27 protein-coding genes and 1 tRNA gene are annotated in these 26,795 nt (G+C 66.1%); 10 read left to right on the forward strand and 18 right to left on the reverse strand.

Annotated features, from left to right (window positions below; genetic code table 11):
* Positions 1–59: 59 nt before the first annotated feature.
* On the reverse strand, positions 60–974 hold the full coding sequence (locus tag CFB52_RS12810; protein ID WP_059646287.1) for a LysR substrate-binding domain-containing protein: 915 nt from the start codon (positions 972–974) through the stop codon (positions 60–62).
* A 137-nt stretch (positions 975–1,111) separates the two neighbouring features.
* On the opposite strand from CFB52_RS12810, the gene ilvD reads away from it, so the two are divergent.
* Entirely contained in the window at positions 1,112–2,785 is a 1,674-nt protein-coding gene (gene ilvD / locus CFB52_RS12815; RefSeq protein WP_099316725.1) for a dihydroxy-acid dehydratase, read from the forward strand.
* Positions 2,786–2,911: 126 nt separating this feature from the next.
* Entirely contained in the window at positions 2,912–3,238 is a 327-nt protein-coding gene (locus CFB52_RS12820; RefSeq protein ID WP_099316726.1) for a c-type cytochrome, read from the forward strand.
* 141 nt (positions 3,239–3,379) lie between these two features.
* Here the strand turns inward: CFB52_RS12820 and CFB52_RS12825 are convergent, their stop codons facing one another.
* The 3 genes from CFB52_RS12825 to CFB52_RS12835 are packed head-to-tail and all read right to left on the reverse strand — an operon-like array spanning position 3,380 to position 6,135.
* Positions 3,380–4,147: a DUF2486 family protein gene (locus tag CFB52_RS12825; protein ID WP_099316727.1), complete on the reverse strand. Its 768-nt coding sequence runs from the start codon at positions 4,145–4,147 to the stop codon at positions 3,380–3,382.
* Between the two features lie 25 nt (positions 4,148–4,172).
* Entirely contained in the window at positions 4,173–4,589 is a 417-nt protein-coding gene (locus CFB52_RS12830) for a DNA polymerase III subunit chi (RefSeq protein WP_006484796.1), read from the reverse strand.
* A 34-nt stretch (positions 4,590–4,623) separates the two neighbouring features.
* Positions 4,624–6,135 (reverse strand): leucyl aminopeptidase, encoded by a 1,512-nt coding sequence (locus CFB52_RS12835; RefSeq protein WP_060010213.1) that lies wholly within the window; start codon positions 6,133–6,135, stop codon positions 4,624–4,626.
* A 122-nt stretch (positions 6,136–6,257) separates the two neighbouring features.
* On the opposite strand from CFB52_RS12835, the gene lptF reads away from it, so the two are divergent.
* From lptF to CFB52_RS12850, 3 genes are read left to right on the forward strand one after another with little or no spacing between them, the layout of a single operon-like run.
* Positions 6,258–7,352: an LPS export ABC transporter permease LptF gene (gene lptF / locus CFB52_RS12840; protein ID WP_059576759.1), complete on the forward strand. Its 1,095-nt coding sequence runs from the start codon at positions 6,258–6,260 to the stop codon at positions 7,350–7,352.
* Between the two features lie 3 nt (positions 7,353–7,355).
* Complete coding sequence (gene lptG / locus CFB52_RS12845; protein ID WP_059576762.1) at positions 7,356–8,504, forward strand: LPS export ABC transporter permease LptG; 1,149 nt, start codon at positions 7,356–7,358, stop codon at positions 8,502–8,504.
* A 27-nt stretch (positions 8,505–8,531) separates the two neighbouring features.
* Positions 8,532–8,915 (forward strand): sirohydrochlorin chelatase, encoded by a 384-nt coding sequence (locus CFB52_RS12850; protein WP_099316728.1) that lies wholly within the window; start codon positions 8,532–8,534, stop codon positions 8,913–8,915.
* A 135-nt stretch (positions 8,916–9,050) separates the two neighbouring features.
* On the opposite strand, the gene cobA is transcribed toward CFB52_RS12850, so the two are convergent.
* The 6 genes from cobA to CFB52_RS12880 form a co-directional block, all read right to left on the reverse strand.
* Positions 9,051–9,800, reverse strand: a complete 750-nt coding sequence (gene cobA, locus CFB52_RS12855; protein WP_059576768.1) for a uroporphyrinogen-III C-methyltransferase — start codon at positions 9,798–9,800, stop codon at positions 9,051–9,053.
* A gap of 100 nt (positions 9,801–9,900) precedes the next feature.
* Positions 9,901–11,217: a sulfate adenylyltransferase subunit 1 gene (locus CFB52_RS12860; protein WP_059576771.1), complete on the reverse strand. Its 1,317-nt coding sequence runs from the start codon at positions 11,215–11,217 to the stop codon at positions 9,901–9,903.
* A 22-nt stretch (positions 11,218–11,239) separates the two neighbouring features.
* Positions 11,240–12,202: a sulfate adenylyltransferase subunit CysD gene (cysD, locus tag CFB52_RS12865; protein WP_059576774.1), complete on the reverse strand. Its 963-nt coding sequence runs from the start codon at positions 12,200–12,202 to the stop codon at positions 11,240–11,242.
* Positions 12,203–12,277: 75 nt separating this feature from the next.
* Positions 12,278–13,030, reverse strand: a complete 753-nt coding sequence (locus tag CFB52_RS12870; RefSeq protein WP_059646263.1) for a phosphoadenylyl-sulfate reductase — start codon at positions 13,028–13,030, stop codon at positions 12,278–12,280.
* Positions 13,027–13,569, reverse strand: coding sequence for a DUF934 domain-containing protein (locus tag CFB52_RS12875; protein ID WP_060010210.1), 543 nt, complete (start codon positions 13,567–13,569; stop codon positions 13,027–13,029). Before CFB52_RS12875 ends, CFB52_RS12870 begins: the two co-directional genes overlap by 4 nt.
* A gap of 25 nt (positions 13,570–13,594) precedes the next feature.
* Positions 13,595–15,274 (reverse strand): nitrite/sulfite reductase, encoded by a 1,680-nt coding sequence (locus CFB52_RS12880; protein ID WP_089465064.1) that lies wholly within the window; start codon positions 15,272–15,274, stop codon positions 13,595–13,597.
* A gap of 214 nt (positions 15,275–15,488) precedes the next feature.
* On the opposite strand from CFB52_RS12880, the gene CFB52_RS12885 reads away from it, so the two are divergent.
* The 4 genes from CFB52_RS12885 to CFB52_RS12900 all read left to right on the forward strand — a co-directional run bounded on the left by CFB52_RS12885 (position 15,489) and on the right by CFB52_RS12900 (position 19,291).
* The gene (locus CFB52_RS12885; RefSeq protein ID WP_027785173.1) at positions 15,489–16,430 is read left to right on the forward strand and encodes a CysB family HTH-type transcriptional regulator; all 942 of its coding nucleotides are present in this window, start codon (positions 15,489–15,491) and stop codon (positions 16,428–16,430) included.
* A 121-nt stretch (positions 16,431–16,551) separates the two neighbouring features.
* Positions 16,552–17,727 carry an ABC transporter substrate-binding protein gene (locus tag CFB52_RS12890; protein ID WP_099316729.1) on the forward strand — a complete coding sequence of 392 codons (1,176 nt, stop codon included), beginning with the start codon at positions 16,552–16,554 and terminating at the stop codon, positions 17,725–17,727.
* Between the two features lie 92 nt (positions 17,728–17,819).
* A tRNA-Leu gene (locus CFB52_RS12895) sits at positions 17,820–17,904 on the forward strand.
* 172 nt (positions 17,905–18,076) lie between these two features.
* Positions 18,077–19,291, forward strand: coding sequence for an integrase arm-type DNA-binding domain-containing protein (locus tag CFB52_RS12900; RefSeq protein ID WP_050012082.1), 1,215 nt, complete (start codon positions 18,077–18,079; stop codon positions 19,289–19,291).
* Positions 19,292–19,907: 616 nt separating this feature from the next.
* Here the strand turns inward: CFB52_RS12900 and CFB52_RS12910 are convergent.
* The 8 genes from CFB52_RS12910 to CFB52_RS12950 all read right to left on the reverse strand — a co-directional run bounded on the left by CFB52_RS12910 (position 19,908) and on the right by CFB52_RS12950 (position 25,376).
* Positions 19,908–22,769, reverse strand: coding sequence for a DUF927 domain-containing protein (locus tag CFB52_RS12910; protein ID WP_180278210.1), 2,862 nt, complete (start codon positions 22,767–22,769; stop codon positions 19,908–19,910).
* 127 nt (positions 22,770–22,896) lie between these two features.
* Complete coding sequence (locus CFB52_RS12915) at positions 22,897–23,223, reverse strand: hypothetical protein (protein WP_099316731.1); 327 nt, start codon at positions 23,221–23,223, stop codon at positions 22,897–22,899.
* A 9-nt stretch (positions 23,224–23,232) separates the two neighbouring features.
* Positions 23,233–23,580: a hypothetical protein gene (locus CFB52_RS12920; protein WP_009908645.1), complete on the reverse strand. Its 348-nt coding sequence runs from the start codon at positions 23,578–23,580 to the stop codon at positions 23,233–23,235.
* Entirely contained in the window at positions 23,573–23,785 is a 213-nt protein-coding gene (locus CFB52_RS12925) for a hypothetical protein (protein WP_099316732.1), read from the reverse strand. The genes CFB52_RS12920 and CFB52_RS12925 overlap by 8 nt, the downstream gene beginning before the upstream one ends.
* On the reverse strand, positions 23,778–24,080 hold the full coding sequence (locus CFB52_RS12930; RefSeq protein ID WP_099316951.1) for a hypothetical protein: 303 nt from the start codon (positions 24,078–24,080) through the stop codon (positions 23,778–23,780). Before CFB52_RS12930 ends, CFB52_RS12925 begins: the two co-directional genes overlap by 8 nt.
* Complete coding sequence (locus CFB52_RS12935; RefSeq protein WP_099316733.1) at positions 24,073–24,249, reverse strand: hypothetical protein; 177 nt, start codon at positions 24,247–24,249, stop codon at positions 24,073–24,075. Before CFB52_RS12935 ends, CFB52_RS12930 begins: the two co-directional genes overlap by 8 nt.
* Before the next feature lie 330 nt (positions 24,250–24,579).
* Positions 24,580–25,104, reverse strand: coding sequence for a hypothetical protein (locus tag CFB52_RS12945; protein ID WP_060010192.1), 525 nt, complete (start codon positions 25,102–25,104; stop codon positions 24,580–24,582).
* Positions 25,101–25,376 (reverse strand): AlpA family transcriptional regulator, encoded by a 276-nt coding sequence (locus CFB52_RS12950; RefSeq protein ID WP_017432796.1) that lies wholly within the window; start codon positions 25,374–25,376, stop codon positions 25,101–25,103. The genes CFB52_RS12945 and CFB52_RS12950 overlap by 4 nt, the downstream gene beginning before the upstream one ends.
* 1,096 nt (positions 25,377–26,472) lie before the next feature.
* Between CFB52_RS12950 and CFB52_RS35370 the strand changes: the two genes are divergently transcribed.
* Positions 26,473–26,730 (forward strand): HNH endonuclease, encoded by a 258-nt coding sequence (locus tag CFB52_RS35370; protein ID WP_373680957.1) that lies wholly within the window; start codon positions 26,473–26,475, stop codon positions 26,728–26,730.
* The last annotated feature ends 65 nt before the right edge of the window (positions 26,731–26,795 follow it).

Raw genomic sequence — 26,795 nt, forward strand, 5'->3', positions numbered from 1 at the left:
CGGCCGTCGCACACATGCAGGACCGCGCATTGGACGGCGATCGCGCGCCGTCGTTCACGTCACGTGGCGAGGCCCTGCGCGCGCACGACGTCGATGAAGCCGGCGAGCACGGGGCTCACGTCGCCGGTGCGCCACACGAGGCCCGTCTCGACGACCGGCGCCACGCCGGCAAGCGGCCGGTAGACCACGCCGGTGCGCCGCAGGTTACGCAGCGATTGCGGCACCAGTGCGACGCCCATGCCGGCCGACACGAGGCTGACGATCGTCTGCATCTGGATTGCCTCCTGGCCGATGCGCGGGGTTTCCCCCGCCGCGCCGTAGCAGCCCGTAATGATGTCATAAAAGCCGGGCGCCAAACGACGCGGAAAGATCACGAGCGGCAACGCGGCGACCTCGGCGAGCTGCACGGGCGCGTCCTCGGGCGCGTCGGACGCCCCGGCCGGCATCGCGACCACCAGCGGCTCGCGCACGACGGGCAGGTACGACAGCCCGGCCGCATGACGCGGCGGCACGGGCGGAATCACGAGCCCGGCGTCGATGCGCCCGGCGACGAGTTCGTCGATCTGCACGTCGCTCGTCGCTTCCGCGAGCTGCAGCCGCACCTGCGGATAGCGCGCGCCAAACGCACGCAGCAACGACGGCAACAGCCCGTAATCGGCGGTCGACACGAACGCGAGCGACAGCGAGCCGGCCTCGCCGCGCGCGAGCCGCCGCGCGAGCGGCGGCAGCGCATCGGCCGACGCCAGCAGCCGGCGCACGTCCGGCAGCAGCGCCGCGCCGACCGCCGTCAGCGCCACCGAGCGCTTGGTGCGCACGAACAGCGCGACGCCGAGCGCATCCTCGAGCGCGCGGATCGCCTGCGACAGCGGCGGCTGCGTCATCGACAGGCGCTCGGCCGCGCGGCCGAAATGGCGCTCGTCGGCGACGGTCGCGAAATAGCGCCACTGGCGCAGGTCGGGCGTGGGTTCGGCCATGTTCAACTCATTCGCAAAACGACTTAATAGGCTATGAATAATATATTGGACATCCCAAACCGGACACTCCATTCTTGACCGATCCGAACCGGCACGTCGTTCGCGCCGGCGTCGCCAAAACAACGATGGAGCTCCCCATGTCGTACAACCGCCGCTCGAAGCACATCACGCAAGGCGTGGCCCGTTCGCCGAACCGCTCGATGTATTACGCCCTCGGCTACCAGAAGGACGATTTCGACAAGCCGATGATCGGCATCGCCAACGGCCATTCGACGATCACGCCGTGCAATTCCGGCCTGCAGCGGCTGTCGGACGCGGCCGTGGAGGCCGTGAAGGCGGCCGGCGCGAATCCGCAGATCTTCGGCACGCCGACGATTTCGGACGGCATGTCGATGGGTACCGAAGGCATGAAGTACTCGCTCGTGTCGCGGGAAGTGATCGCCGATTGCATCGAAACCTGCGTGCAGGGCCAGTGGATGGACGGCGTCGTGGTGGTCGGCGGCTGCGATAAGAACATGCCGGGCGGCATGATCGCGCTCGCGCGCCTGAACGTGCCGGGCATCTACGTGTACGGCGGCACGATCCGCCCGGGCAACTGGAAAGGCCGCGACCTGACGATCGTGTCGGCGTTCGAGGCCGTCGGCGAATTCACCGCGGGCCGGATGTCGCAGGAGGATTTCGAAGGCGTCGAGAAAAACGCGTGCCCGACGTCGGGTTCGTGCGGCGGCATGTACACCGCGAACACGATGAGCTCGTCGTTCGAGGCGCTCGGGATGTCGCTGCTGTATTCGTCGACGATGGCGAACCCCGACCAGGAGAAGGTCGATTCGGCCGCCGAATCGGCGCGCGTGCTGGTCGAGGCGGTGAAGCGCGACCTGAAGCCGCGCGACATCATCACGAAGCAATCGATCGAGAACGCGGTGTCGGTGATCATGGCCACCGGCGGCTCGACCAATGCGGTGCTGCACTATCTCGCGATCGCGCACGCGGCCGAGGTCGACTGGACGATCGACGACTTCGAGCGCATCCGCAAGCGCGTGCCGGTGATCTGCGACCTGAAGCCGTCGGGACAGTACGTCGCGACCGACCTGCACCGGGCCGGCGGGATTCCGCAGGTGCTGAAGATCCTGCTCGATGCGGGGCTGCTGCACGGCGACTGCATGACGATCACCGGCCGCACGATCGCCGACGAACTGAAGGACGTGCCGGCCGTGCCGCGCGCGGATCAGGACGTCATCTTCCCGATCGACCGTGCACTGTACAAGGAAGGCCATCTGGCGATCCTGAAGGGCAATCTCGCGGAAGACGGCGCGGTCGCGAAGATCACCGGCCTGAAGAACCCGGTGATCACGGGCCCGGCGCGCGTGTTCGACGACGAGCAGAGCGCGATGGACGCGATCCTCGGCGACCGGATCCGCGCGGGCGACATCCTCGTGCTGCGCTACCTCGGCCCGCAAGGCGGCCCGGGCATGCCGGAAATGCTCGCGCCGACCTCCGCGATCATCGGCAAGGGGCTCGGTGAATCGGTCGGCTTCATCACGGACGGCCGCTTCTCGGGCGGCACCTGGGGCATGGTGGTCGGCCACGTCGCGCCGGAGGCATTCGTCGGCGGCACGATCGCGCTGGTGCAGGAAGGCGATTCGATCACGATCGACGCGCACCGGCTGCTGCTGCAACTGAACGTCGACGATGCGGAACTCGCGCGCCGCCGCGCCGCGTGGCAACAGCCGGCGCCGCGCTATACGCGCGGGGTGCTCGCGAAATTCGCGGCGCTTGCCCGGCCGGCGAACCAGGGGGCGGTCACAGGCTGATACGGGGCGCGCATCGCATACGACCCCGATAAACGGGGCGGCCGGGGAACGCGCAAAACGTGCTTCCCCTTTGCTTCTATAATGCGCGAACCATGAAGCCGGCCGTCCCCGCCGGCGGAGAATCGCATGAAACAGACGATATTGCGCGTGCTGCTCGCCACGCTGCTGACCGGCAGCGCGGCGGCGGCCCGTGCCGACCAGGCCGGCGGGCTCGCGCTGGCGCAACGCAAGAACTGCATGGCCTGCCATGCCGTCGGCAAGCCGCTGATGGGGCCGTCGTTCAACGACATCGCCGGCAAGTACGCGGCGCGCGGCGACGCCGTCGATTATCTGGCGCAATCGATCGTGAAAGGCAGCGTCGGTGTATGGGGCAGCGTGCCGATGCCCGCCAATACGCAACTGACGAGCGCCGAAGCGCACACGCTTGCCCAGTGGGTGCTGTCGGTACGCTGACGCGGATACCCGCGCGGCGTGCCCATGCCGTGCAGGGCGTTGCAGGCGGGCCGCCCTGACCGGCGGACCGGCGCCTCACCGCCGGCTTCGCAGGCCCTTACCGGGCCCTTTCCTCTTTTTCACCGCCGCGAACGAGGCCGTTCAGCCGGCATGCCCGGCGCGACGGCGGGCGATTTCTTCATCGACCGCATCGCGCACCCAGTCCATCACCTCGGTTTCCAGTGCGAGCGCGACTTCGCGCGTGACCTGGCCGACCAGCCAGGCCGAATGTTCATGCAGCGCATCGCGACAACGCGCTTCGATGGCCTCGCGCCCCGCCCCGGTCAGATAGTTCGTCAGGCGATGGCGCAGCCGCTCGGCGATGTGCTGCGCATCCTCGGGCGTGAGCGCGGCCGCGGCGGGTGCGTCCGGCAGCGGTGCGGTGCCCGACGGCCCCGCGTCCGGCACTGCCGTCTCGGGCGCGTGCACGGCCGCCTCGCGCGCAATCGCGGCGAACGTGGGCTGCGGCAACCCCTCATCGACCAGCGACGAGCGCAGCGGCGCCGTCATCGCCGCCGCCTCTTCGGCAACCACGTGCCCGGCGGCGCCCGGTTCGGCCGGCGCATCGGTCTCGCCCGCATCCGCAGGCGTCACCACGTCTCCCTGCAACTCGACAGCCGGGACGTGCGGCGTCGGCACGGGTTCGACGACGACGGATTCGGGGTCGGCTTCGGTTTTCGGGGCAGCCGGCGCGGCGCCTGCGCCGGGGACGATCACGTCGGTGAGCACCGGAATCGCCGCGCTGTCGTGCGGCAGGGGTGCGGCCGACGCGGACACGGCGGCCGATGCGGACGAGCGAGCCGGCGCCGGCTTGCCCGGCACCAGCACGTCGGTCAGCGTCGGGATCGAGGATGAATCGGCTTCTGTCACGGGAACACTCCGTCGACGGTTGCGGCTAGCCGCCCTGCTTGTAATTGTTCAGCGCGTAGCCGCGGTCGCGGTAGAACCGGTAGCGGTCGCGGCCCGCGGCCAGCTCGTCCGGCGCGTTGCCGACCACTTCGAGCAGGCGCTCGAAGCGGGCGAACTGCGCGGGCACGGTCGCGCCGAGGTTCAGCAGCACGTGGTGATGCGGCGCGCGATCGAGATCGGCGGCCAGCACGATCGGCGTGCCGGCTGCGTGCTCGCTGTCGACGCCGCAATGCGGGATGAAATCGAGCGGCGAGAACGTCCAGAGCCGCTCGTCGAGCGCGCGCAGGCGCGCGGGCTCGGCGAGCACGACGACCGGCTGCCCGGCCTGATAGGCCTTGCGCAGCAGCCGGCACGCATACGCGAGCGAATCGCCGACGTTCGAGTGGAAATCGATCCGCGTCATTGCCCGCGCACCCGCTGCGTCGTCGGTACCGCCATCACTGGCCGGCGCGATCGATCAGGAACTGCGCGAGCAGCGGCACCGGACGGCCCGTCGCGCCCTTCGCGGCACCGCCCTTCCATGCGGTGCCCGCGATGTCGAGGTGGGCCCACGGATAGCTCTCCGTGAAGCGCGACAGGAAGCACGCCGCGGTCACCGCGCCGGCCGGACGCCCGCCGATGTTCGCGAGATCCGCGAAATTCGACTTCAGCTGCTCCTGGTACTCGTCGTCGAGCGGCATGCGCCATGCCGGGTCGTTCGCCTCGCGCGACGCGTCGAGCAGTTCGCCCGCGAGCGCGTCGTTCGTCGAGAACAGCCCGCTGTTGTGGGCGCCGAGCGCGATCACGCACGCGCCCGTCAGCGTCGCGACGTCGATCACGGCGGCCGGCTTGAAGCGCTCGGCATACGTGAGCGCGTCGCACAGGATCAGGCGGCCTTCGGCGTCGGTGTTCAGCACCTCGATCGTCAGACCCTTCATGCTGGTGACGATGTCGCCCGGCTTCGTCGCGTTGCCGCCCGGCATGTTCTCGCAGGTCGGCACGATCGCGACGACGTTGATCTTCAGGCCCATCTCGGCGACCGCGCGGATCGTGCCGAGCACCGAGCCCGCGCCGCACATGTCGTACTTCATCTCGTCCATGCCCTCGCCCGGCTTCAGCGAGATGCCGCCCGTGTCGAACGTGATGCCCTTGCCGACCAGCACGACCGGCGCGGCCTTCGCGGCGGCGCCCTGGTAGTGCAGCACGATGAACTGCGGCGGCTCGACCGACGCGCGCGCGACCGACAGGAACGACCCCATCTTCAGCGCCTGGATCTGCTTGAGCCCGAGGACTTCGGCCTTCAGGCCCCAATCCTTCGCGATCTTCTTCGCGGTGTTGCCGAGATAGGTCGGCGTGCAGACGTTGCCCGGCAGGTTGCCGAGATCGCGGGTGAGATCCATCCCGTTCGCGAGCGCGACGGCCTGCTTGATCGCAACCTTCGCGGCCTTCTCGTCCGCCGGGTCGACGCTGAACACGACGCGCTTGAGCGTGTGCGACGCCGGTTCCGGCTTGCTCTTCATCTGCGTGAAGCGGTAGGTCTCGTTGCGAAGCGCGAGGATCGCGGCGCGCACGCCCCAGTCGGAGCTGCGCTCGTCGACCGGTAGTTGCGCGAGCGAGAACGTGACCTGGACGACCTTGGTCGCCAACAGCGCGCGCCACGCGGCGGTGACCGCGTCGTTATAGGCTTTCTGATTGAAAGCATCCTGCTTGCCGAGCCCGACGAGCAGCACGCGCGACGCGCCGATGCCCGATACTTCGTGCAGGAACAGCGTCTTGCCGCGCTTGCCGTCCATGTCGCCGGCCTTCACCACGCGCGAGATCAATCCCTTGGTGGCCGTGTCGATGTCGAGCGCCGCGCCCGACAGGGTCTGCGCCTCGAAGATGCCGAGCACGATGCAGTCGGACTTCCCGGTCAGGAACCCCTTGGCCTCGCCTTTGCTCCAATCACAGCCTTTTATGCTAAAGTCCATCGCGCTTGTCCTCGGATAAAATCTGGGCTAAGGATGAAAGCCGCAATTATCCGCTATTTTTCCCGTGGCGGCGCGAGCGCTCCACCACGCGTGCGCAGCCTCCCGCCCTCTTCTCATCAAGAATGATCTTCGAACGCTCCCTCCAGCGCGAGCTTGCGTATACGGCTGGCGCCGTGTTCATGGTGCTGCTCACGATCATGCTCACGACGATGATGATTCGCATCGTCGGCTACGCCGCGTCCGGCGAAATCGATCCGCGCGACGTGCTCGTGCTGATCGGCCTGACCGTGATCGGCTACCTCGCCGTGATGCTCGTCGTCACGCTGTTCGTGTCCATCCTGTTCGTGCTGACCCGGTGGTACCGGGACTCCGAAATGGTGGTGTGGCTCGCGTCGGGCGTGAGCCTCACGCGCCTCATCAAGCCGATCGGCGTGTTCGCCACGCCGATCATCCTGCTGATCACCTTCTTCGCGTTCGTCGGCTGGCCGTGGTCGAACCAGCAGAGCAAGATGATCAAGGCGCGCTTCCAGCAGCGCGACGAGATCTCGCTGCTCGCGCCCGGCCAGTTCCGCGAATCGGCCGCGAATCATCGCGTGTTCTTCATCGAGAAGATGTCGCCCGACCAGAGCAAGGTGCAGAACGTATTCGTCACGTCGACGGAAAACGGCAAGCTCAACGTGGTCGTGTCGCAGACGGGCCACACGGAAACCTCGAAGGACGGCGATCGTTTCGTCGTCCTCGAGGACGGCCGCCGCTACGACGGCACGCCCGGCCAGCCGAACTTCAAGATCATGGAGTTCGAGCGCTACGGCGTGAAGATCACGAGCAAGCCGGTCGTCAACGTGCAGACCACCAACAGCACGCCCACGCCCGACCTGCTGCGCAACCCGACGCGCGACAACCTCGCGGAATTCGCGTGGCGCGCGGGGCTGCCGCTGATCGCGATCAACCTGATGGTGCTCGGCATCCCGCTCTCGTACCAGAACCCGCGCCGCAGCCGCACGATCAATCTCGTGATGGCCGTGCTGATCTACCTCACGTACTCGAACCTGCTGAACGTCGTGCAGGCGCAGATCGAGCAGGGCAAGATGTCGTTCGGCGTCGGCCTCGTCGGGCTGCACGTGCTCGTCGCGGCGATCGTCGCGTTCATTTTCTGGTTGCGCGTGCGCAATCGTCCGCTGTTGACACGCGCGCTGTTCGGCCGCTCGGGAGCATGATCGATGCGGCTCTATGAAAAATACTTCGCGCGACAGATCTACGTCACGTTCATCTTCATCCTGTTCGCGTTCTCCGGCCTGTTCTTCTTCTTCGACCTGATCAGCGAGCTGAACTCGGTCGGGCACGGCAACTACAAGTTCGGCTACGCGGTGCTGCGCGTCGCGCTGCAGACGCCGTCGCGCTTCTACGAGATCATTCCGGTCGCCGCGCTGATCAGCGCGATCTACGTGTTCGCGCAGATGGCCGCGAACTCTGAATTCACGATCTTCCGCGTGTCGGGCCTCGCGACCAACCAGGCGCTGCGCTCGCTGCTGAAGATCGGCGTGCCGCTCGTGATCGTCACCTACCTGATCGGCGAATTCGTCGGGCCGTACGCGGATCAATTGTCCGAGCGCGTGCGGCTGCAGGCGCTCGGCGCGTCGGTGTCGTCGAACTTCCAGTCGGGCGTGTGGGTAAAGGACACGCTCGCGGCCCGCGAGAACGGCGAGCAGGTCACGCGCTTCGTCAACGTCGGCAGCCTGTCGCCCGACTCGACGATCAGCAACGTGCGCATCTACGAATTCGATTCGAAATTCCAGCTGCAGAACGTGCGGATCGCGCAGACCGGCCGCTACGAGCCGCCCGGCCACTGGCTGCTGACGGGCGTGACCGAAACCGAGCTGACGCCGATCAAGCCGGTCAGCGGCCAGCCGGCCGATGCGCTGAACCCCGTGTACCGGTCGCAGCAGGTGTCGCTGCCCGAATACCGGCTGCGGTCCGACCTGACGCCGCAGATCCTGTCGGTGCTGCTCGTGTCGCCGGAGCGCATGTCGATCATCAACCTGTTCCGCTACATCCAGCACTTGCGCGAGAACCAGCAGGACACGCAGCGCTACGACATCGCGCTGTGGCGCAAGCTGCTGTATCCGTTCGCGGTGTTCGTGATGCTCGTGCTGTCGCTGCCGTTCGCGTACCTGCACACGCGGGCCGGCGTGGTCGGCGTGAAGGTGTTCGGCGGCATCATGCTCGGCATGAGCTTCCAGCTGCTCAACACGCTGTTCTCGCACATCGGCACGCTGAACACGTGGCCCGCGCCGCTGACCGCCGCGACGCCGGGCCTCATCTATCTCGCGCTCGGCCTGTTCGCGCTCAAGTGGGTCGACCGGCACTGAGCGCCGCGTCGCGACGGAGGCTTCGACATGCATTCGCACGGTATCGTCCTGTTCGGCCACGGCGCCCGCGATCCGCGCTGGGCCGAGCCGTTCGAGCGGCTCGCCGCGCGGCTGCGCGGCGCCGGCTCCCCCGCCACGCAGGTGTCGCTCGCGTTCCTCGAACTGATGACGCCGTCGCTCGGTGAGGCCGTGGCCGCGCAAGCCGCGGCCGGCTGCACGCGCATCACCGTGGTGCCGGTCTTTTTCGGCCAGGGCGGCCACGTGCGCCGCGATCTGCCGCAACTCGTCGACGCATGCCGCGCCGCGCATCCGGGCGTCGACATCCGCTGCGCGACAGCCGTCGGCGAAGACGACGGCGTGCTCGACGCGGTCGCGCGCTACTGCATCGAGCAGATCGAACGCGACGCGTGAGCGAAGCGGCGAGCCGTAGCGGCGAGCCGTAGCGGCGAGCCCAAACAAAAAAGCGCTGGCTTCGGTAGCCAGCGCTTTTTTTTCACCTATCGGACCCATCGCCGCATCGCCTGTCGCGCGGACCGCTCCGCCGACTCAAGCGGCATTGCGCAACGCGTCGCCCTCTTTCGCGATCCGTACGCGTTCGGCGAACGCATCGCCGATCATCAGCAGGCTCGGTTCGGCCGGGTCGAGCCACGCCTGCGCGTCGCCCGCGGCCATCTGCGCGAGCGTCAGCGTCAGCGTGCGCTCGCGCGCGGTGCTGCACGCCTCGACGATCGCGACCGGCGTCGCGGGTGCACGGCCCGCGTCGATCAGCTGCTGTGCGATGCCGGGCGCGCTGTCGCGGCCCATGTAGTAGACGATCGAATCGGCGCGCGCGGCCTCGCGGATCTCGTCGCTGCCCGGTGCGCGGCTGTGCGTCGCGAACGCGACGCTGCGCGACACGCCGCGCAGCGTCAGAGACCGCTTCAGCGTCGCCGCGCCGGCCAGCGCCGCGGTGATGCCCGGCACGACCTCGTAGTCGATGCCTGCCGCCTCGAGCGCGCGCATTTCCTCTTCCGCGCGGCCGAACAGCATCGGATCGCCGCCCTTCAGCCGCACGACGCATGCATGCTCGCGCGCCGCGTCGACGATCTGCTTGTTGATGAAGTGCTGCGCGGTCGAACGCTGCCCGCAGCGCTTGCCGACGGCGATCTTGCGCGCGTTCGGCGCGTAGTCGAGCATCGCCGGCTCGACGAGCGCGTCGTGCAGCACCACGTCGGCCTGCTCGAGCAGCCGCATGCCGCGCACCGTGATGAGGTCCGCGGCGCCCGGCCCTGCTCCGATCAGATACACCTTGCCCATGTTTGTCGCTTCGCTAGTCGTGCTCATGCTCATGCGGATGCCGGCCGGCGCGCGCCGCCGCGTGGGCGGCGCTGAACGCCGGTCATGCCGCTCATGCGCGTTATGCCGAGAACGCCCGGATCATGCCGGCGGCGACCGTGTGATGCGTCGCCTCGTCGATCAGCACGAACGCGCCCGTACCGGGGTGCGCATCGTACGTGTCGCAAACGATCGGCTTCTGCAGCGTCAGCGCCACGCGGCCGATGTCGTTCATCTTCAGCTCCTGACGGTCGGTCGCGTGCGACAGCGTATGCACGTCGAGCACCTGCTTGACCGCGCCGATCTTCGCGAACACCGTGCTGGTGGTCTGCTTCAGCAGGTACTTGCGCTGCGGCGACAGCGGCGCCTCGTCGAACCAGCACAGGTCGGCCTCGAGCTTCTTCGCCGGCTCGACCGGCTCGGCGGTCGTGACGAACATGTCGCCGCGCGACACGTCGACGTCTTCCTCGACGCGAATCGTCACCGTCTGCCCCGCGAATGCATGCGGCACGGCCGCGGTGCCGCCCGGCACCGGTGCGATGATCTCGGCGACCGTCGCGGTGCGGTTCGACGGCAGCACGACGATCGTGTCGCCGACCTTCACTTCGCCCGACTCGATCCGGCCCATGTAGCCGCGGAAATCGTCGGCCGAGCTGCCGTCCTGGCGCGCGACCCACTGCACCGGGAAGCGCAGCGCGTCATGCGCCTGCGTCTCGACCGGCAGCGACTCGAGCACGTCGAGGAGCGGCTCGCCCGCGTACCACGGCATGCGCTCGCTCGCGCCGACGATGTTGTCGCCCTTGAGCGCCGACACCGGCACGAAGCGCACGTCGGTCAGGCCGAGCTGCTTCGCGAGCGCGACGTACGCATCGCGGATCTCGTTGAAGCGCGCCTCGCTGTAGTCGACGAGGTCCATCTTGTTGATCGCGACGATCACGTGCTGCAGCCCGAGCAGCTTGACGATCGCGCTGTGGCGCTTGGTCTGCGGCAGCAGATCGGCGACGCCGTTCTCGATCGTCACGCGCGTCGCGTCGATCAGGATGATCGCCGCGTGCGCGGTCGACGCGCCCGTGACCATGTTGCGCGTGTACTGCTCGTGCCCCGGCGTGTCGGCGATGATGAACTTGCGCTTCGCGGTCGCGAAGTAGCGGTACGCGACGTCGATCGTGATGCCCTGCTCGCGCTCGGCTTCGAGGCCGTCGGTCAGCAGCGCGAGGTCGAGCTCGTCGCCGACCGTGCGCTTGTTCTTCGCGCGCGACAGCGCGGACAGCTGGTCGGACAGCACGGCCTTGCTGTCGTACAGCAGGCGGCCGATCAGCGTGCTCTTGCCGTCGTCGACGCTGCCCGCGGTGATGAAGCGCAGCACGCCGAGGTCTTCGGTGTTCTCGATGATGCTCATGATGTGAATGTCCTCGTGTGCTTCAGAAATAACCTTGCTTCTTGCGCTGTTCCATCGCGGCTTCGGACGCCTGGTCGTCCATCCGGGTCGCGCCGCGCTCGGTGATCTCGGTCACCGCCGTCTCGGCGATGATCTTCTCGACGTCGTCCGCGTCGCTCTCGACCGGGCACGTGCAGCTGATGTCGCCGACCGTGCGGAAGCGCACCTGCGCGAGCTCGCTCGTCTCGCCATCACGCATCGGCGTGAGCGGCGTGACCGGCACGAGCAGCCCGTTGCGGCGCACGATCTCGCGCTGGTGCGCGTAGTAGATCGACGGCAGTTCGAGGTTTTCGCGCGCGATGTACTGCCACACGTCGAGCTCGGTCCAGTTCGAGATCGGGAACACGCGCAGGTGCTCGCCCTTGTGCAGGCGCGCGTTGTACAGGCTCCACAGTTCCGGGCGCTGGGCTTTCGGATCCCACTGGCCGAATTCGTCGCGGAACGAGAAGATGCGCTCCTTCGCACGCGCCTTCTCTTCGTCGCGGCGCGCGCCGCCGATCAGCGCCGTGTAACCGTGCTGCTCGATCGTCTCGAGCAGCGTGACGGCCTGCGCGGCATTGCGCGAATCGGTCTCGCGGCGCAGCACGACCGTGCCGCGCTTGATCGAATCCTCGACGTGGCCGACCACGAGCTCGGCGCCGAGCTCCTGCGCACGGCGGTCGCGGAAGTCGATCACTTCCTCGTAGTTGTGGCCCGTGTCGATATGCACGAGCGGGAACGGCAGCGTCGTCTTGCGGTTCGCGCCGAGGCCGAACGCCTTCAGCGCCAGATGCAGCACGACGACCGAATCCTTGCCGCCCGAGAACAACAGCGCCGGCTTGCTGCATTCGGCCACGAGTTCGCGCAGGATGTGGATCGACTCGGCTTCGAGCCAGTCGAGGTGGCCCATGCGGCTGTCGGCGCCGGCGGGCGGGGCAAAGGCGGATTGCTCGAGCGTCGTGCTCATGATTTCAGTCCTTCTCTTCTGGGTTCGTGCCGCCCGCTGTCGCGGGCGGCGCAATATTCGGTTTCTTGTCGGCTTTCAGTGCGCGGCGCCGGCGTCGGCATTCGCGGGAATCGGCGTGATCGTCGTGACGTGCAGCCCGCATTCCTTCGTGTCGCGCGACTCCCACCACCAGCGGCCCGCGCGGCTGTCCTCGCCGGGGCGGATCGCCCGCGTGCACGGCTCGCAGCCGATGCTCGGATAGCCGCGCGCATGCAGCGGGTTGACCGGCACGTCGAACGCGTCAAGGTACGCCCACACGTCGGCTTCCGTCCAGTCGGCGAGCGGGTTGTACTTCGCGATCCCGCGCGCTTCGTCCTGTTCTTCCTCGTGCAGCTCCGCGCGCGTGACCGACTGCTCGCGACGCTGGCCCGTCACCCACGCGCCGACGTCGGCCAGCGCGCGGTTCAGCGGCTCGACCTTGCGGATATGGCAGCACGACTTGCGCAGCTCGACGCTCTCGTAGAACGCGTTCAGGCCGTGCTCGGCCACATACTGGTCGACCGCGTCCTGCCGCGGGTGGAACTGCTCGATCTCGTAGCCGTAGCGCTCGCGCACGCGGTCGATCATGCCGAGCGTTTCCGCGTGCAGGCGGCCCGTGTTCAGCGAGAAGATGCCGATCGGCACGCCCTTCGACAGGATCGCGTGCGTGAGCAGCATGTCTTCCGCGGCGAGGCTGCTCGCGAACTTCACCTTGTCGTGACGCTCGCCGATGCGCGCGAGCAGCGCGTCGAGGCGCTCGACCTTCGCGGCGAGTTCCGGCGTCAGCGCGGTGGCGGTCGCGGTGCTCATGCGCTCACCTTGGTGTCGGCCGCGGCCGCGCGGCGGCGGAACAGCGGCGCCGGCTCGTCGAACGCGCCCTGGTAACGCTGCGTGAATTCCGTGAACGCGTTCAGCGCGTCGTGGATGTCCTTGTCGGCCCGCACCGCGAATGCGTCGAAGCCGCAACGCGACATGTACAGCAACTGGTCGCGCAGCACGTCGCCGATCGCGCGCAGCTCGCCGGTCCAGCCATGCCGCTCGCGCAGCAGGCGCGCGATGCTGTAGCCGCGGCCGTCCGCGAAGCGCGGGAAGTCGACGGCGATCAGCGAGATCGCGCCGAAGTCGGCCACGAGATCGGCCGGTTCGCTATCCGACGCGAGCCACACGCCGAGTTCGTCCTTCGTCTTCGCGGCGACGAGCGCCGCGCGCTCGGCCTGCCACAACGCGAACGGCACCAGCACCTTGCCGGCCGGCAATGCGTCGACCGCGGGCAGCGTACCGTCTTCCGCCGCGCGCACGACCTGCCATGCGTCGTCGATCACTGCGCGGTTCTTGATAATCGAAGCCATCTGCAAATTCCTTCTACCCGGTTGGTTACGCGTTCACTGCCTGGCGCGCCGCATACACGCGCTCCTTGAACGGCGCGATGCCGATGCGATCGTACGTATCGACGAAGCGCTCGCCGTCGATGCGTGCCTCGACGAACGTATCGATCAGCTTCGCGATCACGTCGGGCACTTCTTCCGCCGAGAACGACGGCCCGATCACGCGGCCGAGGCGCGCGCCGTTGCGGCCCGTGCCCTGCTCGCCGCCGAGCGACACCTGGTACCACTCGGCGCCGTCCTTGTCGACGCCGAGGATGCCGATGTTGCCGACGTGGTGGTGACCGCACGAGTTCATGCAACCGGAAATGTTCAGCGACAGGTCGCCGAGGTCGTACACGTAGTCGAGATCGTCGAAACGCTGCTGGATCGCCAGCGCGATCGGGATCGACTTCGCGTTCGCGAGCGAGCAGAAGTCGCCGCCCGGGCACGCGATGATGTCGGTCAGCAGGCCGATGTTCGGCGTCGCGAAACCGGCCGCCTTCGCCTTTTCCCACAGCGCGAACAGGTCGCGCTTCTTCACGTTCGCGAGAATCAGGTTCTGCTCGTGCGACACGCGCAGCTCGCCGAACGAGTACGCGTCGGCCCAGTCGGCGACCAGATCCATCTGCGCGTCGGTCGCGTCGCCCGGCGCCACGCGGTGATCCTTCAGCGACAGCGTGACGGCCGCATAGCCCGGCACCTTGTGCGGCGCGACGTTACGCTCGACCCAGCGCGCGAACGCCTTGTTCTCGAGCAGGTGCTGTTCGAACGACGCGTCGGTGTCGGCCAGCTTCTCGTAGACGGGCGGCTGGAAGTACCGCGACACGCGGTCGAGTTCGGCCTGCGTGAGCGTCGACGGGCCGTCCTTCAGGTGCTGCCACTCTTCCTCGACCTGCTGCGCGAACTTCGCCGGCGACAGCGCCTTCACGAGGATCTTGATCCGCGCCTTGTAAAGGTTGTCGCGGCGGCCATAGCGGTTGTACACGCGCAGCACGGCTTCGCAGTAGGTGAGCAGGTGCTGCCACGGCAGGTCTTCCTTGATCACCGCGCCGACGATCGGCGTACGGCCGAGGCCGCCGCCCGCGAGAATGCTCGCGACCACCTCGCCCTGCGCGTTCTTCTTCAGGTACACGCCGAGGTCGTGGATCTGCACGGCCGCGCGGTCATGCTTCGAACCCGACACCGCGATCTTGAACTTGCGCGGCAGCCACGCGAATTCGGGATGGAACGTCGACCACTGGCGCAGGATCTCGGCCCACGGGCGCGGATCGATCTCTTCGTCCTGCGCGACGCCAGCGAACTGGTCGGCCGTGATGTTGCGGATGCAGTTGCCCGACGTCTGGATGCCATGCATCTGCACCGACGCGAGCTTCGCGAGGATCTCGGGCGTGTCCTCGAGCTGGATCCAGTTGAACTGGATGTTCGAGCGCGTCGAGAAGTGGCCGTAGCCGCGGTCGTGCTCGCGGGCGATGCGCGCGAGCATCCGCAACTGGTCGCTGCGCAGGTTGCCGTACGGAATCGCGATGCGGTGCATGTACGCGTGGCGCTGCATGTACAGGCCGTTCTGCAGACGCAGCGGACGGAACTCGTCTTCGCTCAACTCGCCCGACAGCCGGCGGCGCACCTGATCGCGGTACTGCGCGACGCGTTCGTCGACGATCGTCTGGTCGTATTGGTCGTACTGATACATTCGGGGACCCCAGGGTTTTCGTGGTGACCGCGCGACGTCCTAGCCACGTCGCGCCCGAATCTCCGTTCCGTCGTCACCGCCGCCAACCGCTGCCGGCTGGATTGCTAATGACGAAAACAGATATCCATATTTGAAAAACTCCGGTGAATCGTAATAAACTCGCCTTATATTTCAAACGACTAAAAAATTCTGTTGATATGCGGAAGGGTTATAAATGAACCTGCACCAATTTCGCTTCGTGCGCGAGGCCGTCCGGCAGAATTTCAACCTCACCGAAGCCGCCAAGGCGCTCTACACGTCGCAGCCGGGGGTATCGAAGGCGATCATCGAGCTCGAGGACGAGCTGGGCGTCGAAATCTTCACGCGGCACGGCAAGCGCGTGCGCTCGCTCACCGAGCCGGGGCGGATCATCCTTGCATCGGTCGAGCGGATCCTGCAGGAAGTGGAAAGCCTGAAAAGGGTCGGGAAGGATTATGCGGCGCAGGATCAGGGCAACCTGACCATCGCGGCGACCCACACGCAGGCCCGCTACTCGCTGCCGGCCGCGATCGCCGAATTCAAGAAGCGCTTCCCGAAGGTTCACCTGTCGATCCTGCAGGGCAGCCCGACGCAGGTGGCCGAGATGGTGATTCACGACCAGGCCGATCTCGCGATCGCGACCGAGGCGATCTCCGACTACAAGGAGCTCGTGTCGCTACCCTGCTTCCAGTGGCATCATGCGGCCGTCGTGCCGGCCGACCACCCGCTGCTCGAACGCAAGCCGGTCACGCTGGACGATCTCGCCCAGTACCCGCTGATCACGTACGACGACGCGTTCGCGGGCCGCAAGAAGATCAACCATGCATTCGCGCTGCGCGGGCTGTCGCCGGACATCGTGCTCGAGGCGATCGACGCCGACGTGATCAAGACCTATGTCGAGCTCGGACTCGGCGTCGGCATCATGGCCGACATCGCGTTCAATCCCGAGCGCGACCGCGGCCTGCGGCTGATTCCGGTCGGCCACCTGTTCGGCAGCAACGTGACGCGCGTCGCGCTCAAGCAGGGCGCCTACCTGCGCAGCTATGTGTATACGCTGGTCGAGCTGCTGTCGCCGACGCTGAACCGCAAGCTGATCGAACAGGCGCTCAAGGGCGAATCCGAATCGTACGAGCTGTAAGCGCGCCCAGGCCCCGAGGGGCTCGGCAGAACCCGGGGCGTCCCGGCGTTTTCTCGAGCCCGCGTGTATAAACACAGGGCGCATATCGCGCCCCTTTTTGCTGCCCGACGGAGATTCCCGCATGACGCTTCCCGCCCTGCCACGGCTTCCCGCCTCGTTGCGCCGCGCCGCCGGCGCCGCCCTCGTGCTGGCCTGCGCGGCCGCGCATGCCGACCTGAAGGTCGGCGTCGACCTGTCGTCCACCGGCCCGGCCGCCGCGATCGGCATCACGAGCAAGAACGCGATCCTGATGTGGCCGAAGACGATCGCCGGGCAGCCCGTGCATGTCACGGTGCTCGACGACGCGTCCGACCCGGGCAACGCGGTGCGCAACATCCGCAAGCTGGTCGACGAGGATCACGTCGACGTCGTGGTCGGGCCGAACATCACGCCGGCCGCGCTCGCGGCGCTCGACGCGGTGGCCGCCGCGCAGACGCCGATGATCACGCTGGTCGGCTCCGGCGCGATCGTCGAGCCGCAGGAAGGCGCGCGGACCTGGGCATTCAAGATGGCGCAGGGCGACCGCGCGATGGCCGACGTGATGACGCGCTACATGGCCAACCACGGCGTGAAGACGGTCGGCTTCATCGGCTTCGCCGACAGCTACGGCGACAGCTGGCTCAACGAATTCACGCGCTTCGCGGAGCTGCGCAAGATTCGCGTGGTCGCGACCGAGCGCTTCAACCGCACCGACGCGAGCGTCACGGGCCAGGCGCTGAAGCTCATCGCGGCGAAGCCCGATGCGATCCTGATCGCGGGCTCGGGCACGCCGGCCGTGCTGCCGCAGCGCACGCTGATCGAGCGCGGCTACAAGGGGCCCGTCTACCAGACCCACGGGATCGCGACGCCGGAATTCATCAAGCTGGGCGGCAAGGACGTCGACGGGACGCTGTTCCCGACCCAGCCGGTCGTCGTCGCGCGCACGCTGCCGGCCGACCATCCGGCCCGCCAGGCCGCGCTCGCGTTCGTCGACGCGTACGAGGCGAAGTACGGCGCCGGCACGGTCACGCAGTTCGCGGGCGACGCGGCGGGCGTGTACCCGCGCCTGGCCGATGCGGTCGGCCGTGCGTTGAAAACCGCGCAGCCCGGCACGCCCGCGTTCCGCACGGCGCTGCGCCGCGAGCTCGAACGCGCGCACGAACTCGTCGTGCCGAACGGCGTCGTCAATACGAGCGACAAGGATCACGTCGGGCTCGATCAGCGCGCGAGCGTGATGGGCGTCGTGAAGCAGGGTCGCTTCGTCTACCTGAGCCAGTGACTTGCGTGCGGATGCCGGGCAGCTTGCCCGGCATCCGGTTTTCCGCCATAATTCGCGTTTCGCCGCGTACGACCATGCGCGGCCAGGATCAAGCCCAGGTGGTGAAATTGGTAGACGCAGGGGACTCAAAATCCCCCGCCGCAAGGCGTGCCGGTTCGATTCCGGCCCTGGGCACCATGACATAGTTCCGAGAAATTCCCGGAAGTCCCAAAACCCGCGACAGCACAAGGCTTCGCGGGTTTTTTCATTCCGGCAAAGTGCCGTGTGGTGCGTAGACAGCCGGGGGCAAGCGGGGGCAACATTGGGGGCAACCCATCCGAAATTGCCTCACCTGTAAGGAGTTGCCCCCGTGCCATTAACCGATACAGCCATCCGGAACGCCAAGCCTGCCGACAAGCCCGTGCGCCTGTTCGACGGAGGCGGCCTCTATCTGGAAGTCGCCCCGAGCGGGGGCAAGTGGTGGCGCCTCAAATACCGATTTGGGGGCAAGGAAAAGCGCTACTCGCTCGGCGTCTACCCGGAAGTTACATTGGCGACCGCACGGAAGAAGCGCGACGAAGCCCGTGAAAAGCTCGCTGCCGGCATCGATCCGGGTGAAGCGAAGAAGGCGGAAAAAAGGGCCAGCCTGCTCGCGGCGGCCCATTCGTTTGAGGTTGTCGCCCGTGGCTGGATGGCCGAGCGCAAGACGACCGTGGAGCCAGCGCAGCATGCCAAGACGCTCGCCCGCATGGAGAACGATGTATTCCCATGGCTCGGCAAGCGCCCTATCGCTGAAATCGACGCCCCGGAGATACTGGCCGTGCTGAAGCGCGTAGACGGGCGTGGAGCCAGATTTACCGCCCATCGCATCCGCAGCGAGATTAGCCGGGTATTCCGCTACGGCATCAAAGAGGGGCACTGCAAGGCCGATCCGGCCCGCGATCTGGTAGATGCAATCCCGCCCGCGCAGACAACACACTTTGCCTCAATCACTGAGCCGGAGAAAGTGGGCGAGATGCTTCGCGCGTTCGACGGCTTCACAGGCACGTTCCCGGTTCTCTGCGCGCTCAAGCTAGCCCCCATGCTGTTCGTTAGGCCGGGTGAGTTGCGAAAGGCAGAATGGGCGCAATTCGACCTCGACAAAGGCGAATGGCGCTATTTCGTCAACAAAACGAAAACGGATCACCTTGTTCCCCTGGCCGCGCAGGCTGTCACGATTTTGCGCGAGCTTCACGCCCTGACCGGCGAAGGCGTCTACGTATTCCCCGGTGCTCGCGACCGAAATCGGCCGATGAGCGAGGCCGCTATCAATGCAGCCCTTCGTCGGCTCGGCTACGACACTCGCACCGAGATTACCGGTCACGGCTTCCGGGCAATGGCACGGACGATCCTGCATGAAGAGTTGGAGGAAAAGCCGGAAGTGATCGAGCACCAACTAGCGCATACGGTCCCTGACAGCCTTGGGCGGGCGTACAACCGAACAAAGTTCATCAAGGCACGACGCTCGATGATGCAACAGTGGGCGGACTACCTCGACAAGCTCAAAGCCGGGGCGGAAATCATTCCGATCGCGGCGGCAAGATAGACCCGTGCCGCCACGCGTATGACCCCCTTGCTGCGCACCTCCCACCGATTTCTCAGAGTTGGCATCGCACTGCCGGCTCCCTGCATGTCGGTATGAATATGACCCCCCTTAGGCGCGCCGGGAGTAGGAAAAACACGCGGGTGTGAGCCCCCGCGTCTTTGCCCTAGACGCAGGGTCCCCCGCTTTCCGCCCGCCCCGACACTTGCGGCAGGCGCAACAATGCCCGATCGGGGCGCATCGCGGACACCTCCCTCGAAAACACGTCGTCAATGCCCTTGGAATCCCGGAGAGCCGCGCCCGGCTTGGCTTCAAGGTTGATGCAGTCGGTCAATGCCCGTCCGCTCAGTGCAAAACGAGTTGGAGATTTGGAGATAAACGCCTGAATCGGCCGCAAAGCCTTGTGGGGTAAGGCTTCGTGTGTCTCCAAACGATTTGGAGAACGCTGGAGATACTGGAGATAAACCGGGCTGGATTGTTACGGCTGCGGCAAGATTCGCGGCAGCCGCCCGCCCAGTTCCATCTGGTGCGTATCGCTCAAAGTAACTTTGACGCACGGGCGAAAAATGCCGCGCAAAGGAATGACCGCCACCGCCCTCCCGGACGGCGGCGGCGTCTTTCACAGTTCGAGCGTGAAGATCGACGGCAGCACACGGTAGACCATGGCCGGGCCATGTCCCGGAATGTGCTCACGTCGGTACGGATAGCCGTCGGTGCGGGGCCTCAGCACACCACGCTTTATCAGCGCGTTCGCGACCATCTTGTGATCGAAGCCGGCGCACACATCCTTACGGAACACGGTCGACTCGATCAGGTATTCCGTCTCGACGCACTCCGCATCTTCGGCGCTCATCTTGTCGCCGAACTCCGCGTAATAGGCTTGATTCGACTCAATCGCGATGCTGCTCCTGTCGTGTTTCACAAGTCGCTTCCAGCCCGCTCGATGCGGCGCGTTCGGCCGATGGTCGTCCTGCGCGCGGTTCATCCACACGAAACGGTTGTCGCCGTGTGCGACGAGGAAGTGCAGCACCTGCCGCACGGCTTCGGCCTCGTCCGAGTTGCCCGTGCCGCCGCGCAGTTCGAGCCAGCCTTCGAAGCAGCGACGCGCGGCCTCGACCGCTTCGCCCTGCGGCCAACCGGTCAGCCCGTGCGCCGTCGCCAGCTCGCCGGCCACCGCAACGAGGCAGAACCGCTTGGCGACGCGCGCGACCTGCGAATGCGAACCGTCCGGCACCCATTGACCGACCAGCTCATCGACGCGCATGCGCAGATGCTCGGCCAGCTCGCCGGCCTGCGACGACGCCCACTCGATGAAGGCCGGCCCCGCCGTGCCGTAGTGCATGCCGGCGTGCCGCTCTAGATGCTCGATCAGCGCGGCCGGCGTCGGAAAGCCGTGCAGCTTCTCCACGACGCCCATTTCGCCGACCTCGGCCGGAATCGCAGGCAAGCGCACCTCGATACCGCCTTTCATGGGCTTGTTGCCCTCAGCCATCAGCGCGGACACGCTCTTTTCGCCGTTCGACAGGAACAGCAGCCGCCACGTGAGAACCGGCTTTGCCGAGCCGCTACGCGACGCGCGCGCCTTGCCCGACTCGTTCGCGAGCATGTAAATCACATCGCCGACCAGACGCGGCTCGACCTGCCCGATTTCATCAAGGATCAGCAGCGCGTCACTATGCTGCGTCGCGACCGCTTCGAGCGCGTTGTCGGTCGCCTTCCAGCTCCGCACATAGTCCGGCGAGCCGAACACGGACGCGGCGATAACGCCGCCCGTCGACTTGCCTTTCGACGTCGTTCCTAGCAGGTGAAAGCCGCCCGATTGAAGGCCGGAGAAGTGCAGCAGCGGACCAGCGAAGGCGGTAGCGACGCAGAACAGCAGCCGGCTATTGCCGACGCAGTAGGCTGCGACCTCGCGTCGCCAGTCCTCTAGCGTGCCGCGCTCCTTGAATTGGCTCTGGATCGGCGTGTCGGCTTGATAGATCAGCGCCTCTTTGCCGGTGCCGATGACGCGATCGGGCAGCACGAACGCGCCGTGATGCCAGCCGACGCGCGGCACGCAGCGCACGCGCGCGTCCGGCTGCGCCATCTGGATATAGTTGGCGATCTGCGTGCGGGCGATCTGCGTGACGCCGAGCTTCACGCCCATATCGAGCAGCATGCGGCGCAACTCCGTGCCGTCGCCGGCAAATAGGCCGGCCGGCACCGCCCACCGTTTCAGGATGCCGTCGCGGTCGGTGAATTCGAGCAGGTAGCCCCACTCGCTGTTCATCTCGTTTCGCGTCTCCGCAATCACGTCGATCCGCGTGCTGACCCAATGCGGCGGGAGCGGATCGCCCTGATTGTTGAAGCCGTGAAACCACACGCCCTTGTCGTCGACGACGAACCGCGACTTGCCGTCCTGCGCGCGGGCCGTTTTGGGGCGCTTGGCGGGCTTCGCGGCGGCTGGAGCGGCCTTGCCCTTGCCGACGTCAGCCGAGCCGGCCGGCGCGAGCGCTGCCCGCACGGCGGCGGCCACCGCATCCGGGCCGACGTGCGCAGCCAGGTCGTTGAAGTCGGTCCCGGCCGCCGGGCGGTTCGAGCCGAAGTCGGGCACCGCCACGATGCCGGCGACGGCCTCGGCCGCCGCGCGGGCCTTCGTCACGCCCGGATTGCCCTTCGTCGTGTGATCGTCATCCGCACATACGACGATGCGGACGTCCGGATACTGGCCGCGCAGTGCCGTTGCCACGGCGTGCAGGTTGCCGGCGTCGAACGCGACGGCGGCCGGATAACCGGTCGCGGCCGCGAGCGTCGCGCACGTAGCGTAACCCTCGCCAATCAGCAGCGTGGACGGCGCGGAAGATAGCGGGCCGCCGATCAACGAGAAGCAGCCCGCCTTGCGGCCGTTCGGTAGATAGCGTTTCTGGCCGTCCGTCAGGACGAACTCCAGCGTCCACAGCTTCCCGTTCGCGTCACGCGCCGGGATGACGAGGGCGCCGTCGCATGCGGCCGTGCCGATGCACAAGCCGCCGCGATAGACGCGCAGCGCGTCGACCGGAATGCGCTTGCGAACGAGGTACGGGTGATCGGCCGGCGCGGGCGCGGCCGCCGACCAGATCGATTCGGCGAGCGCCGACGCGGTTTGCTGTTTCTCGGTCAGTTCGGCCAGCTCGGCCGCTTCTCGGGCCGCGCGCTCGGCTTTCTGCCGCTCGCGCTCCGCTGGATCAACCGGCTTCGCTCGATGCGCACGCGGATCGAACCCGCCGACCTTGGCGAGGTGGAACAGCGTGTTGATGGTGATTTTGCCGCCCTTGAACGACTTCCACACATCGCGCGCGTCCTTGCCGTTGTAGTTCTGCGCGCCTTGGCTCCATTCGTTCCAGAGGGCGAAGCCCTCCTCGCCAAACTCGGCCTTGAGCGCCATTCCCACCTGACGCCACGTGTCGCGGTCGTCGGGCGGAACATAGCCGAGCGCGACTCTCGCCCGCTCGAATTCGGACATGGGTGCGTTACTCATAGGTTCCCACTGGACGCGCGTCGGCAGACTCCCGATTAGTAGTCCATATCGGGAAAGCAGCTACCCGACGCGCGAAGAATTGAATGATGCGGCGATGCCTAGCGGCGCAGCGTCAGCCGGCCGCGCGAGGCACCGACAGAACCGCCCCACCGGCCGTGACGTCGTTGCTGTAGACGTTGCGGCCGAGCCGCGACTCGCCAAGGGCGTCGTTGGCCGCCTCCAGCGCCGCGCCGATCGACGGCAGGGACGCGCGGAACAGGCTCAGCACAAGCCAATAGTCGTCATCGGACATGGCCTTGTCAGCCGCCCAATGCAGACTGTCCAGCAGCTCCATGGCGTCACTGATCCGCGTGCCGATACGGTTGCGATCGGGGCGATTCACCTCGGCCACGAAGTGCGACGCGAGCGGTTGCACGGCACTCTTGTTCGTCTTTGCCATGACCGCCCCTCAGTGCGTCGTGCGCGGTTCGCGCGTGACGAGGCCGAGCGCCGCAAACAGGTGCTGTTGCACGCGCCCCATCAGGCCGGCCGCGAACGCTTGGCGGCTGATCGTCACGCGGTGCGCGTCGACGTCGCCCGCGTCCTGCATGGCGGCTTCCATGCCGCGCGCGAACGCAGCGGCTTGATGCGCCGCGTAGTCGTGCAGCCGCACGTCGCCTTTCAGGTCGAGCCATGCGTCAGCGCAGATCGCGCCCAGGTCGACGGCAAATTGCAGCTCAATCGGTGCGCCGGTATCCAACGGCGGTGCGTTGTCGAATCCGTCGACAACCGCGGTTCGGATGCGCTGATCAGTCATGGCACACCTCCGGCTGCGCAGTGCGGCGCATTTCGGCCGAATACCGGCTCGCGACGCTTTGCCCCATGTCGACGAGCGCCCGCTCGTAGGTGCCCTCCGCAAGATGCGAACGGACGGCATCGAATAGCGCTTCGAGCTGGGCGAACTGCTGGGCCGCACACATGGCGATCATCTTGACTTCGTTCGGCAGGCGGAATTCAGACATGGCGCACCTCCAGAATCGACGCGAGGAGTTGCCCGACGTCGATCGTGCAATCCAGCTCCGCTTCGCCGCGAATCGGCGTGAGGTTCCAGTCGTGGACGGCTGCGTGCGTGAAATCGCCGGACCGCCGACCGTAGACACTGCGCCCCGTGACGGGGCCGCCCAAGATCCGCACACGCCAATCGTGATCGGGCGTCGGACGAGCCGATGCCACCTCGACCAGCATGCCGATACGCGAGCGCGCATCGCACTTCGTGACGATCGCCAGATCGCCAATCTTGCAGCGCAGCTCAGCCATGGCGCACCTCCGCACGGACGAGCGCCGCAATCGCGGCCAATGCCGCGCCGGTTGCGTCGAGCGCGTCTTGATACGTGCTGGCGGTTGCTGCGTCGCGCAGTGCTGCGCGGACGATGGATTGAATGAGGTGGGATTGCTGCCCGGTATGGGCGTGCGACGACTGGCGCATTGGGTGCGACCTCCTTGGACGGGTTGAACCCGCTCCCCACTGCAAATTGGGGTGGGCGGGCAGACGGCAGGGTTTGCAGACCGGCGTCCAAGGGAACCGGCAGGCCGAAGCCTCCCCACCGTCGCCCACCCATTGATCGTAGAGGCGCGCGAAGGCACACGGACGTAAAAAAACCGCACTGCGGCGGTCGTCCGCCTTGGAACTGTCGGGCTGCAAATCCCGGTCGCTGTTGTCTCAGCGACGCGCACAGGATACCGCGCGATGCTGGACGACGCAAATCGCGACGCCCACGCCGTATATTGCCTAGTGCAAAGCGACTTCGGGCGAGCATCAGGCGGCCTCCCCCTTGAGCACGGCGGTCGCCAGCTTAAGCTGTTCGATATCCAGTCGCGAGCTGCCCTGCGCCAGTGATTGGCCGAGCGCGACACCGCGCAGCAGGGCACTAACTTGCAAGCGGCGCGTCCCGTCCGTGCACTGCGCATCAATGTCGTTGTAAAGCGCACGATAGGCCTTCCGCAGCTGTCGATACTGCCGACGACGATAGTTCGCCGAATCCTGCTCAGCAGCCGCGATCGCCTGGACGAACTTCTCGCAGGCGGTGCCAAGTTGCTTTGTCGTCAGGTGCGGGGCTTCGAGCGCGAGCGTCGAGGCGAGCGTGACGGCGATCGCTACGACCTTCCCGGCGTCATCGCCACGATTCCAGAAGCAACCCTCGATGTCATCGAGGATTCCTGCGAGCTTGCGGAGGCGGGCGTCGCGGCAACGCACGAACGCGGCATCGCGCGCCCCGACGGCCGCGCCCATAGCGCGACCATACGGGCCGCCGCGATCGATCATAAGGGAGGGCGCGCTCATGCTTGCTCCCGCGTCGATTGGCGGGATTCGACCCAGTTCTGGACGTCTTGCGCGCGCCAGCCGACGCTCCTGGCCCCTAACTGGACCGGCGCTGGAAACTTGCCTTCACGAATCCAGCGATACAGCGTCGTTTTCTTGACGCCGACGCAATCCAGCACACCAATAAGTCGAAGAATCTTAAGAGCCATTTTCTGTTCAGAAATGGCCTGTTCCGCAAGAAGGAGGAAAGCGGCAGCAATAAACCACGCCGTACTATCAAAGTACGGGCGCAATGAAGTTCGGGGGAGACGCGCAAAGTAACTTTGCAAAGTTACTTTGCACGGCGCGCCGCGCGCGGTATCATTCGTCCTAACAAGAGCTATGCGTTTCCTAGGCGCGGTGGCTCTTGTGGTTCCTCCAATTATGGAACAGGCAGCCAAGCCAAAAATCGCCGGCGGGATGTGTTGGTAGCACATCCCCGGCACCCTCTCGTCAGCGCGACGAAATATGCTCAACGACTGAGCATTCCCCGCCTTTTTTCCTTGCATCGCCCACAGATTCCTAGAGCCGTGTTCGATTAGGTGCTAACAAGTACCGCAATTATATCGAAAGGTCTGCCCCCATAAAAGATTTGTCTCGGATTATCTAAGACCGTAATACATGGTGTCACTGTTCGGCCAAGGAGTTGCGCTTTTTTGTCGTCCGCTGAGCTATGACGTTGAGTGCCAGCTTTCCTTAAAGCTCAGCGGCTGCAACAGGTCGGTTGCGGAAATTCGAACCGGCAAGGGGACCAGCAGACCACCGGCCAGGGAGAGGTCGCCGGTTGAGCAATGATCGGATGTCCGGTACAACGAGTACGATCGCCAATTATCGATATAGGACACGGTAGCTATGGCCCGCACGCACGGACATGGGAATCCAAAATGGACGCGCGACGAGACAATCCTCGCGCTTGATCTCTACTTCGATCTGGATGGAAGGATTCCATCCAGCTCCGATGAACGAGTAAAGGCGCTATCCGAAGTCCTTCGTCGATTTCCTTATCACGCAGAGGCATCAAGGAAGGAGTCTTTTCGAAATCCAGATGGTGTGGCATTCAAACTTCAAAATTTACGGCAGATTGCAACTGGCAAAGGGTTAGGGAACGTGTCAGAAACAGATCGTGCCGTGTGGTCAGAGTTTGGGGCATCATCCGCAGCGGTGAAATCACTGGCTAACCTAATCCGCGCTGGCCTCACTGCATCCGAGTCCGCCGGACCATTGGTCCTCGATACCGAGTTCACGGAGGGGCGTTTAGTCACCGAGTTACATTCGCGCCGGGAGCGAGAACCAAAGTTGAGGGAGCGGCTATTGTCATCAAGGCGTGGCAGCGGGAAGTTGTTCTGCGAAATGTGTGGCGCTCCGCCGCCTTCTACCAATACGGCACTTAAGGAGGCTCATTTCGAAGCCCATCACCTCATTCCACTGTCAAGTACGGGCATCCGAATCACGCGCCTCTCTGACCTGGCTCTACTCTGTGCAAACTGTCACCGTCTGCTTCACCGAGCAATCGCCGTTGAAAAACGCTGGCTTACAGTCGCCGAGGGGAGAGCAATATGCGGAATCCAGTCCGCGGGCTGCTCACCCTATCAATCGAGTGGATCTTGAGCGTCCGCATTCAAAAATCTTGGCCGACCTAGGTGGCTCGATCTGCACCGGTCGTGCATCACAGG

Origin of the sequence: Burkholderia sp. AU18528 (assembly GCF_002223215.2) — a bacterium.
GTDB classification, from domain to species: domain Bacteria; phylum Pseudomonadota; class Gammaproteobacteria; order Burkholderiales; family Burkholderiaceae; genus Burkholderia; species Burkholderia semiarida.

Coding starts and splice junctions, on each gene's coding strand:
- CFB52_RS12810 (WP_059646287.1), bottom strand. CDS start 974: ATGGCCGAACCCACGCCCGACCTGCGCCAGTGGCGCTATTTCGCGACC.
- ilvD (WP_099316725.1), top strand. CDS start 1,112: ATGTCGTACAACCGCCGCTCGAAGCACATCACGCAAGGCGTGGCCCGT.
- CFB52_RS12820 (WP_099316726.1), top strand. CDS start 2,912: ATGAAACAGACGATATTGCGCGTGCTGCTCGCCACGCTGCTGACCGGC.
- CFB52_RS12830 (WP_006484796.1), bottom strand. CDS start 4,589: ATGACGCGGATCGATTTCCACTCGAACGTCGGCGATTCGCTCGCGTAT.
- CFB52_RS12835 (WP_060010213.1), bottom strand. CDS start 6,135: ATGGACTTTAGCATAAAAGGCTGTGATTGGAGCAAAGGCGAGGCCAAG.
- lptF (WP_059576759.1), top strand. CDS start 6,258: ATGATCTTCGAACGCTCCCTCCAGCGCGAGCTTGCGTATACGGCTGGC.
- lptG (WP_059576762.1), top strand. CDS start 7,356: ATGCGGCTCTATGAAAAATACTTCGCGCGACAGATCTACGTCACGTTC.
- CFB52_RS12850 (WP_099316728.1), top strand. CDS start 8,532: ATGCATTCGCACGGTATCGTCCTGTTCGGCCACGGCGCCCGCGATCCG.
- cobA (WP_059576768.1), bottom strand. CDS start 9,800: ATGGGCAAGGTGTATCTGATCGGAGCAGGGCCGGGCGCCGCGGACCTC.
- CFB52_RS12860 (WP_059576771.1), bottom strand. CDS start 11,217: ATGAGCATCATCGAGAACACCGAAGACCTCGGCGTGCTGCGCTTCATC.
- cysD (WP_059576774.1), bottom strand. CDS start 12,202: ATGAGCACGACGCTCGAGCAATCCGCCTTTGCCCCGCCCGCCGGCGCC.
- CFB52_RS12870 (WP_059646263.1), bottom strand. CDS start 13,030: ATGAGCACCGCGACCGCCACCGCGCTGACGCCGGAACTCGCCGCGAAG.
- CFB52_RS12875 (WP_060010210.1), bottom strand. CDS start 13,569: ATGGCTTCGATTATCAAGAACCGCGCAGTGATCGACGACGCATGGCAG.
- CFB52_RS12880 (WP_089465064.1), bottom strand. CDS start 15,274: ATGTATCAGTACGACCAATACGACCAGACGATCGTCGACGAACGCGTC.
- CFB52_RS12885 (WP_027785173.1), top strand. CDS start 15,489: ATGAACCTGCACCAATTTCGCTTCGTGCGCGAGGCCGTCCGGCAGAAT.
- CFB52_RS12890 (WP_099316729.1), top strand. CDS start 16,552: ATGACGCTTCCCGCCCTGCCACGGCTTCCCGCCTCGTTGCGCCGCGCC.
- CFB52_RS12910 (WP_180278210.1), bottom strand. CDS start 22,769: ATGTCCGAATTCGAGCGGGCGAGAGTCGCGCTCGGCTATGTTCCGCCC.
- CFB52_RS12915 (WP_099316731.1), bottom strand. CDS start 23,223: ATGGCAAAGACGAACAAGAGTGCCGTGCAACCGCTCGCGTCGCACTTC.
- CFB52_RS12920 (WP_009908645.1), bottom strand. CDS start 23,580: ATGACTGATCAGCGCATCCGAACCGCGGTTGTCGACGGATTCGACAAC.
- CFB52_RS12925 (WP_099316732.1), bottom strand. CDS start 23,785: ATGTCTGAATTCCGCCTGCCGAACGAAGTCAAGATGATCGCCATGTGT.
- CFB52_RS12930 (WP_099316951.1), bottom strand. CDS start 24,080: ATGGCTGAGCTGCGCTGCAAGATTGGCGATCTGGCGATCGTCACGAAG.
- CFB52_RS12935 (WP_099316733.1), bottom strand. CDS start 24,249: ATGCGCCAGTCGTCGCACGCCCATACCGGGCAGCAATCCCACCTCATT.
- CFB52_RS12945 (WP_060010192.1), bottom strand. CDS start 25,104: ATGAGCGCGCCCTCCCTTATGATCGATCGCGGCGGCCCGTATGGTCGC.
- CFB52_RS35370 (WP_373680957.1), top strand. CDS start 26,473: ATGTGTGGCGCTCCGCCGCCTTCTACCAATACGGCACTTAAGGAGGCT.